The sequence below is a fragment of the Mycobacterium sp. genome, from assembly GCF_050701675.1.
Lineage (GTDB): Bacteria > Actinomycetota > Actinomycetes > Mycobacteriales > Mycobacteriaceae > Mycobacterium.
Map to the genome: position 1 here is coordinate 1 of NZ_JBOGDD010000551.1, position 2,030 is coordinate 2,030.

Genomic DNA, 2,030 nt, shown 5'->3' on the forward strand with positions numbered 1-2,030 from the left:
ATTCCGAGTTCTGGAACACGGAGCTGGGTCTGCACTTCGGGAGTCTTCACGCCGAACTCTCGGTGAAGCACCTCGTCAACGACGGCCTGATGACGTTCTTCTTCTTCATCGTCGGACTCGAGGTCAAGAGCCAGTTCACCATCGGCGAGTTGACCGATCGCGCCCGTGCCGCGGTCCCGGTCATCGCGGCGCTGGCGGGTCTGATGGTGCCCGCGCTCGTCTTCCTGCTGTTCAATCCCTCGGGCGACGATGCGCGCGCCTGGGGTGTCGTGATCTCCACCGACACGGCCTTCCTGGTGGGTGCGTTGGCGATCATCGGCCCGCAGTGCCCTGCCCGGCTGCGCACCTTCCTGCTCACCCTCGCCGTCGTCGACGACGTGGGCGCGCTACTGGCCATCGCGCTCTTCTACACCGATCGGGTGCGGTTGGTGCCACTACTGGTGGCGGTGGTGCTGATCGCAGGCCTCGCGGCGGTCCGGCTGTTGCCCGCAGCACAGGGCCCCGCCTACGCGGTGCTGGCGTTCGCACTGTGGCTGGCCCTGTTCCTGGGTGGTGTGCACCCGACCCTTGGCGGGGTGGTGGTCGCCCTGCTGATCCCGGTCTTCACCCCGGAGCGCCAGCGGGTGGAGGAGGCGGCCGACGTGATCCGGGCCTTCCGGCAATCGCCGAACTCGGAGTACGCCCGCGCCGCCACCCGCAGTCTGCGCGAGTCCATCTCGATCAACGAACGCCTGCAGACCGGGTTCGGGTCCTATGTGTCGTTCGTCGTCCTGCCGCTGTTCGCCCTGGCCAACGCGGGCGTGCACCTCGACCACGCCACGATGACCGCCGCCGTGCGTTCGCCACTGACCTGGGGCGTGGTGGCAGGCCTGGTGGTGGGAAAGTTCGTCGGCATCACGGGAGCGACCGCGCTGGTGCGCGCCACCGGGATCGGCGTGCTCGCACCGGGTTTGACGCTGCGCCGGGTAGCCGGTGGCGCCGCCCTTTCCGGCATCGGGTTCACGATCTCGCTGTTCATCATCGACTTGGCCATCGAGGACCCGGCCAAGCAAGATCAGGCCCGCGTCGGTGTGCTCGCCGCCTCGGTGCTGGCCCTGGTCCTCGGCTGGGCGACGTTCCGCGTCACCGACTGGCTCAGCCCGCCGGTTTCGGTGGGCGCCACCCTGATTCGCGAGGTCGACCCCGACCGCGACCACATCCGCGGCGATCCGAACGCAGCCCTTACGCTCGTCGAGTACGGCGACTTCGAGTGCCCGTTCTGCAGCCGCGCCACCGGCTCGATCGACGAGGTGCGCGAATACTTCGGGCCCGACCAACTGCGCTACGTCTGGCGCCACCTTCCGCAGGAGCGCACCCACCCGCACGCCATGGACGCGGCTCGCGCCAGCGAGGCCGCTGCCCTGCAGGGCCGGTTCTTCGAGATGGCCACCAGGATGTTCGAGTTCCAGGACTTCCTGGAGTGGGACCACATCTACCGGTACGCCGACGGCATCGGTTGCGACATCGAGAAGTTCGACGAGGACTTGCACTCGCCGAAGGTGCTGCACCGGGTCCAGGACGACGCGCAGGACGCCGAGTTGATGGACCTCGGCTCGACACCGACGTTCTTCGTCAACGGACGGCGCCACGAGGGGCCGTGGGACGCCGCAAGCCTGATCCGAGCGCTGGAGGCGGCGGAGGGCTAGACGGTCCGCACGTCTGGCCAGCTCAACTCCACAACGTCACATGGACTTTCGGTCGGAAGCGGGTTACGCCCACGCCCGAGCCGCGGATCATCGCCTGGGTGCAGCGCGGTGTCGTGATGAAGCGCACTAGTTCGGACACCGCGGGTTGTCTCGAGGTGGGCAGCAGCGTCGCCGCCGACCACTCGCCGGAGGCCTGCAACCCGGGTCCCTTGACGTGGACGAGCCGTCCTGCGGACAGGTCCTTTGCGACGGCGAAGCCGATGGTCAGGGTTGCACCGCCGACCCGTTGGATCTCTTCGCAGGCTGCGGCATCGCTCTGGAAGATGCGCTGCTGCGCCTCGGGAA

At 68.2% G+C, this 2,030-nt stretch carries 1 protein-coding gene and 1 pseudogene; one reads left to right on the top strand and one right to left on the bottom strand.

Translation table 11 applies throughout. From position 1 onward, the window contains the following. The coding region (gene nhaA, locus ACRDUX_RS16610) for a Na+/H+ antiporter NhaA (RefSeq protein ID WP_526415114.1) at nucleotides 1–1,685 on the top strand (1,685 nt) is incomplete at its 5' end. A 22-nt stretch (nucleotides 1,686–1,707) separates the two neighbouring features. Here nhaA and ACRDUX_RS16615 read toward each other — a convergent pair. Beyond that, nucleotides 1,708–2,030, bottom strand: a pseudogene (locus ACRDUX_RS16615) (LysR family transcriptional regulator); the annotation flags it as partial.